6 protein-coding genes are annotated in these 7,007 nt (G+C 71.2%); 4 read left to right on the forward strand and 2 right to left on the reverse strand.

Going from position 1 to position 7,007, the window contains the following annotated elements:
- The coding region (locus E1264_RS38020; RefSeq protein ID WP_207936787.1) for a hypothetical protein at nt 1-222 on the reverse strand (222 nt) is incomplete at its 3' end.
- 163 nt (nt 223-385) lie between these two features.
- Nucleotides 386-679 carry a DUF5372 family protein gene (locus tag E1264_RS38025; RefSeq protein WP_165964591.1) on the reverse strand — a complete coding sequence of 98 codons (294 nt, stop codon included), beginning with the start codon at nt 677-679 and terminating at the stop codon, nt 386-388.
- On the opposite strand from E1264_RS38025, the gene E1264_RS38030 reads away from it, so the two are divergent.
- The 4 genes from E1264_RS38030 to E1264_RS38045 form a co-directional block, all read left to right on the forward strand.
- Nucleotides 679-1,647, forward strand: a complete 969-nt coding sequence (locus E1264_RS38030) for a PrgI family protein (protein WP_132181654.1) — start codon at nt 679-681, stop codon at nt 1,645-1,647. The genes E1264_RS38025 and E1264_RS38030 overlap by 1 nt on opposite strands.
- 98 nt (nt 1,648-1,745) lie before the next feature.
- Nucleotides 1,746-3,467, forward strand: coding sequence for a DUF87 domain-containing protein (locus E1264_RS38035; protein WP_243711421.1), 1,722 nt, complete (start codon nt 1,746-1,748; stop codon nt 3,465-3,467).
- Nucleotides 3,464-6,073: a type IV secretion system DNA-binding domain-containing protein gene (locus E1264_RS38040; RefSeq protein WP_132181656.1), complete on the forward strand. Its 2,610-nt coding sequence runs from the start codon at nt 3,464-3,466 to the stop codon at nt 6,071-6,073. Before E1264_RS38035 ends, E1264_RS38040 begins: the two co-directional genes overlap by 4 nt.
- A gap of 49 nt (nt 6,074-6,122) precedes the next feature.
- A partial coding sequence (locus tag E1264_RS38045) for a replication-relaxation family protein (RefSeq protein WP_132181658.1) occupies nt 6,123-7,007 on the forward strand: 885 nt, incomplete at its 3' end.

Genomic DNA, 7,007 nt, shown 5'->3' on the forward strand with positions numbered 1-7,007 from the left:
GTCCTTGCCCACCCCGCCCGAGACGCCCAGGTCCTCGTCCACCACGACCACATCCGACGCCGCCCAGCCCAGCTCCACCGCACGGCGCGCCAGATCGTACTGCCGGGCGGTCGACTCGATGTTGTCGCGGACCTGCACCAGCGACGACTGGCGCAGATACACCACCGCCGTCCGACCCCGATGCGCCGAGGTGATCTTCTGCTCGCCGTTCACCATGACCACCGACCAACTCGTCGGCCAGCGCGGACTCGACCATGTTCGCCAGGACCATCACCGCTTCGCCACGGCCCAGCCCCGAGCCCGGCCCGTCCGACCCGTCCGGCCCGTCCATGGCATCCGCCCCTCGGCCCCACCAGCACGACCGTCACCAAACGTGACATCACCATCACGATCCCCCTTCATCGGTGGATGTGGTGGAACGACACGCCGACGACTCGGCAGCCGACTCGTCGAAGGCCGGTGGATCAAGGCGATCCAGCAGTGCCCGCAGCGCCGTCAGCGACTCAGCCGACACCGGCTCAGCCGACGGCTCCGGCCCCCGATCGGTCCAGTCCTGCGGCAACGACACGCGCACGCCCTCAGCGTCGCAGAAGAACGTCAACCGGCCCTTGCGCCAACGACCGGCCAGCACTCGCAGCCGCTGCCCACGCAGCGGATGGAAGGGATGGGTGACAACCAGTGAACCCGACCAACACTCACTCCACTGAGCAGTATGCGGTACGGATTCCCGCCGATGTGGAAACCCCCGACAAGATCCTGGCCGGTCTGACCGCCCGCCAGGTAGCCATCCTGGCCGCGACCGGTGCGGTGCTGTGGCTGGCCTTCACCGCCACCCGAGAGCTGGTTCCGTTGCCGGTGTTCGCTGCGGCGGCGTTCCCGTTCGGGGCGGCGGCCGCCGTGCTGGCACTGGGCCGCCGTGACGGGGTGGGGTTGGATCGGCTGCTGCTGGCCGCGATCCGGCACGCTCGCTCCCCGCACCGCCTCGTACTGGCTCCCGAAGGGGTCGCCGCGCCGCCCGCTTGGGCTCAGCAGAAGCAGCAGCACCCGCTGCCCGCGCCGCTGCGGCTGCCCGCAGCCGCGATCTCCGCTGACGGTGTGATCGATCTGGACGCCGAGGGCGCGGCGGTGGTGTGTCAGGCCAGCACGGTGAGTTTCGCGTTGCGCACCCCCCAGGAGCAGGCCGCACTGGTGGGAGTGTTCGGCCGCTGGCTGAACTCGCTGTCGGGCCCAGCACAGATCGTGGTCCGCGCGCAGGACGTCGACCTCGTCCCGCTGATCTCCGGGTTGCGCGACCACGCGCCCACGCTGGCCCACCCAGAGCTGGAACAGGCCGCGATCGAGCACGCCGAATTCCTGGCCGATCTGGCGCGGCGCCGGGACCTGCTGCGCCGCCAAGTGCTGATCGTGCTGCGCGAACCGCACCATGGCCGGTCCGGTGACGGAGCCGCCCAACGGGTGCTGCGCCGCGCCGACGAGGCCGTGCGTGTCCTGGCAGCCGCTGGCATCACCGTCCGCGTGTTGCCCGGCGATCACGCCACCGCGGTGCTGGCCGCCTGCTGCAACCCCTGGCACACCACCCCGGCCGCGGCAACGGATCAGCGGGCGGCACCCCCCGAAACGATCACATCCACCGGAGGATTGGGATGACTCTGCTGAAAACCGCACGCTCGCGTTTGCGCCAAGGCACCGGTACACGACCGCAAGCGGGCCCGGCGACGGTGGGACCGGACGCGGTCGAAGTCGGCGTGCGGACCCTGACCCTGTCCGAAGGCGTCTGCGCGTCGTTTGCGATCACCGGGTACCCCGCCGAGGTCGGCCCCGGATGGTTGGAGCCGCTGCTGACCTACCCGGGCCGGGTCGAGGTCGCGGTGCACATCGAGCCGACCCCGCCGACGGAGGCCGCCGATCGGCTACGCCGCCAGCTCGCCCGGCTGGAGTCCTCGGCCCGCTCTGATGCCGAACACGGTCGGCTGGAGGACTTCCAGGCCACAGCGGCGGCCGAGGATGCCCGCGGGCTGGCCGCCGCGCTCGCCCGTGGGCAGACAAAGCTGTTTCGGGTCGGCCTGTACTTCACCGTGCATTCCCCCGACCAGGAGGCGTTGGAGGCCGAGTGCTCGCAGGTGCGGGCGCTGGCGTCCTCGCTGCTGCTGGATGCCGCACCGGCCACCTTCCGCCCATTGCAAGGGCTGACCACCACCCTCCCGATCGGGGTCGACGGGCTGCGTATGCGCCGCACCTTCGACACCCAAGCGCTCGCGGCCAGTTTCCCGTTCAGCTCCCCCGATCTGGACGCCCCGGTCACCGATACCACTGTGCTGTACGGGATCAACACCGCCTCCTCCAGCCTGGTGCTGTGGGACCGGTGGGGCCTGGACAACCACAACTCGGTCGTGCTGGCCCGCTCCGGCGCCGGCAAGTCCTACCTGACCAAGCTGGAGGTGCTGCGGTCGCTGTACGCCGGAGTGCAGGTCGCCGTCATCGACCCCGAAGACGAATACGCCCGCCTGTCCGGCGCGGTCGGCGGGTCCCACATCTCGCTCGGCTCTCCCGGCGTCCGGCTCAATCCGTTCGACCTTCCCGCCTCCAACGCCGGGACCGACGCCTTCACGCGCCGCGCGTTGTTCTTGCACACCCTCATCGGCGTGCTGCTGGACGAACCACTGGACCCGGCGGGCAAGGCAGCGTTGGACCGGGCGATCGTGGAGGTATACGCCAGAGCAGGCATCACCAGCGACCCGCGGACCTGGACCCATCCCGCCCCGTTGCTGGCCGACCTGGCCGCCGTGCTGCGCGAGGACGCCGAGGATCCCAGGGCGGGTGAGGTCGCCGCGCGGCTCGCCCCGTTCGTGACCGGCACGCACCGGGATCTGTTCGACGGTCCTACCACCACGCGGCCGGACGGGCACCTGGTCGTCTTCTCGCTGCGGGACCTGCCTGACGAGTTGCGCGCGGCGGGCACGCTGCTGGCGCTGGACGCGGTCTGGCGGCGGGTGTCCAACCCGCACGACCGCCAGCGGCGCCTGGTCGTGGTGGACGAGGCCTGGCTGCTGATGCGCGAGCCCGACGGCGCCAAGTTCCTATTCCGCCTGGCCAAATCGGCGCGTAAGTACTGGTGCGCCCTGGCGGTCGTCACCCAGGACGCCGCCGACCTGCTCGGTACCGGGCTCGGCCAAGCCGTGGTGGCCAACGCCACCACCCAGATCCTGCTGCGCCAAGCCCCCCAAGCCATCGACGCGGTGGGGGACGCCTTCAACCTGTCCGAGGGCGAACGCCAGTTCCTTCTGGCTTGCTCCCGCGGCGAGGGACTTCTGGCGGCCAGCTCCCACCGGGTCTCCTTCCAGGCCATCGCCTCCCCCGCCGAACACAGCGTGATCACCAGCGACCCCGCCGAACTGGCCGCCCTCGACACCAGCGCCCGTATGGAGCTGGACGTCGACGCCGACGACGAACTGGACATCGAACCATGATCATTATCTCATCGGTCCTGGTCCGGCTCCGGCCCTCCCCGAGTCCGTCTCCGCGCCCGTCGCTGGCCGAGCCGCCCGGAGGCCCATTCCTGCGCGACCCGGACGCGTTCATCCACAGCCTTATCCACAAGGCGGAGGACTTTGTGGGCACCTACGGGTGGCCAGGCGGCATTCTGCTGGCCTGCGTGGTGGCGGCCTTCCTGGCGGTGCGGCACTGGTGGTGGCGGCGACGTCACGACCGGCTCGCCGATGGGGCGCGGCAGATCACCGTCCTGCCGCCACCCGAGGTCGACCCCGACGCCGCGCACGAACTGTGGGCCAACCTCATCGGTCTGCTGCGCCCGGCCTACAAGCGGTTGCTGACCGGGCAGCCGCACCTGGCCTGGGAATACGCGTGGGACACCGCCGCGGTCCAGATCCGGTTCTGGGTGCCGGGCACGGTGCCGTCCGGATTCATCGAGCGGGCGATCGAGGCGGCATGGCCCGCCGCCCGCACTCACACCGCCCCGGCCTCCCCGTCGCCTCTCCCGAACGGCAATGTTGCCGTGGGCGGGCGGTTGCGGATGGCCCGCCCCGACTGGCTGCCGCTGCGCGCCGACCACCCCGCCGACCCGCTGCGCGCCCTGGTCGGCGCTGCCTCCGGACTGGCATCCGGCCAGCGCGCGATCGTCCAGATCTGCGCCCGTCCCGCCGCGGGTCGGCGACTGGCCAAGGCCAACCGCGCCGCCGCCGCGCTACGCGGCAGCACCGCATCGCAACGCCCCTGGGCATGGCTGTTCGACCTGATCACCCCATCTGCATCGACGCGGCACCCCGCAACCAGCGCGTACGTGGCCCACCCTGAGCGCGCCGCCGAGGTACGCGCCATCTTGGACAAGGCCCGCGAACCGCAGTGGGAGATGACGATCAGCTACGCGCTGGCCGTCAACCCGGACACCGTGCCCGCCACCGGCCCAGCCACAGCCACAGCCACAGAGAAGTCCTCGGTCAAATCGAGCTCCGACGGCACGGTGACGCCTGGACCGGTGGACCGCGCGGTGCGGCGTGAACTGCGGCGCGGGCTGCGGGGACGCGCGCACGCGATCGCCTCTGCCTACGCGCTCTACGCGGGGCACAACTACCTGCGCCGCCGTCGGCTCTGGCGTCCCGAGACGGCCCTGGCGCGGCGGTGGCTGCGGCGCGGGGATCTGTGCTCGGTCACCGAGCTGGCGGCGCTGGCGCATCTGCCCTGGGATTCGGCCGTTCCCGGCCTGTCGAGGGCGGGCTCCAAAGCCGTCCCGCCACCTCCGGGCGTTGCCACGCCGGGTCCGGAGGCCAAGCAGCTGGGTGTGAGCGACGCGGGGATCGTGCGGCCGGTCGCGCTGGGCGTCGCCGAGTCACGGCACCACATGCATGTGCTCGGCGCCACCGGATCCGGCAAGTCGACCCTGATGGCGCACATGATCCTGGCCGATGCCAAGGCCGGGCGCGGCGCGGTTGTCATCGATCCCAAAGGCGACCTGATCGTCGATCTACTCGCCCGGCTGCCCGAGGACGTCGCCGACAAGGTTGTCCTGTTCGATCCCGACCAACGTCGCCGTCCGGCACTGAACGTCCTGCAGGGGCCCGACGCGCATCTGGCCAGCGACAATCTGGTCGGTATCTTCCACCGGATCTACAAAGACTTCTGGGGTCCGCGCACCGACGACATCCTGCGCTCGGCGTGCCTGACGCTCTGGCACGCTCCCGACGCCACCCTGGCCGACATCCCGCGGCTGCTGGCCGACCCGGCCTACCGGGCGCCCTTTACCGCCCGGGTCCGCGACCCGATCCTGGCCGACTTCTGGGCCTGGTACGACGACCTATCCGCAGGTGCACGCGCGCACGCCACCGGACCGGTGCTGAACAAGCTGCGCGCGTTCCTGTTGCGCGACTTCATCCGCTCCACCCTCGGCTCCGGGACCTCCACCTTCGACCCCACCACGGTGCTGGACGGTGGACTGCTGCTGATCCGCGCCCCCAAAGGCATCCTGGGCGCCGACGCCTGCGCGGTGTTCGGGTCGCTGATGCTGGCAAAGATCTGGGAGACGGTGTCCAACCGGACCCGTTACGGCCAGAGCGCCCGCGCTGACAGCTCGCTGTATGTGGACGAGTGTCACAACTTCCTCACCCTCCCGCATGGCCTGGCCGATCTGCTCGCCGAGGCCCGCGCCTACCGGCTGTCGGTCGTGCTGGCCCACCAGGACCTGGCGCAACTGTCGCGTGAGCTGCGCGAGGCGATCTCGGCCAACGCCCGCAGCAAGGTCTTCTTCGCCGTCTCCCCCGAAGACGCCCGCACGCTGGAACGCCATATGGCCCCCAACCTGTCCCAGCACGACCTCGCCCACCTGGACGCCTTCCAAGCCGGCGCCCGGCTGATCGTGGAAGCCGCCGAGACCTCCGCGTTCACCCTGCGGACCCGGCCGCTGCCGCCCGCCGTTCCCGGGCGCGCCAAGCTGATCCGGCGCGTTTCGGCCGAGGCCTACGGCACCCGCCCTCAGCAGCGTCCGCAGCGGGCACGCGCCGACGACCCGCGCGCCGATCCCCGCGCTGACCCGCCTCCCGCGCCCGACGCCACGTCCATCTGACCCGCCTGCCCACTGCGGCTCCCGCATCCCTGACGAGGAGGGGAAGACGATGACCACCCGCTACGTTCCGCCGGTTCCCCGGTCTGCTCCCGACGCCGCCACAGCGACCAGTGGACTCAAGCAGCTGGTACCGATGCTGCTGGCCTCCCGGCTGACCCAACGCGACCACTATGTCCTGCGCGCCCTGTGGGACCATCACGTGCTCACCACCGGGCAGATCGCCCAGCTCGCCTACCCCAACGCCGACCGCGCCCGCCGCGGCATGCTCCGCCTGACCAACCTTGGAGCCGTCGAGCGGTTCCGGCCCCTGCTCCCCCCAGGCCAGGGAACCGCGCCCCTGCACTACACCATCGGCCAAGCCGGCGCCCACGTGATCGCCGCCGACCAAGGCATCCCCTTCGCCGACCTGGGCTACCGCCGCGACCGGATCCTGGCCTGGGCACTGTCGCCCCAGCTCGCCCACCTGATCGGCGTCAACGGGATCTTCACCGCCCTGGCCGCCGCCGCCCGCCATCACCCCGCGGCCGACCTGGTCCACTGGTGGCCCGAACGCCGCTGCACCAAGACCTGGGCGCCCTACATCCGCCCCGACGGATACGGCCGCTGGTGCGAACACGGCGTATGTGTCGACTTCTTCGTCGAGTACGACACCGGCACCCAGCGCCCTCTGAAGAAGGTCGTCGACAAGCTGCGCGGCTACGCCAACCTCGCCACCGCCGACGGCTTCACCACCCCCGTGCTGATCTGGACCAGCAGCCAGCGACGCGAAACCAACCTGCACGCCGCCATCGGCACGCCCCCCGTCCCGGTGTTCACCACCACACCCGACGCGATCAGAGACAAGCAGCTGGGGCCGGCCGGGCCGATCTGGCTCCACGCCACCTCTCGCGGCGGACCCCCGCGGCTGCGGCTCAGCACCCTGGCCCCCTACGCC

It is taken from the genome of Actinomadura sp. KC216, assembly GCF_004348535.1.
GTDB lineage: Bacteria > Actinomycetota > Actinomycetes > Streptosporangiales > Streptosporangiaceae > Spirillospora.

Excerpts from the sequence above, each read along its gene's own strand:
- E1264_RS38040 (WP_132181656.1), top strand. The coding sequence starts at position 3,464 with ATGATCATTATCTCATCGGTCCTGGTCCGGCTCCGGCCCTCCCCGAGT.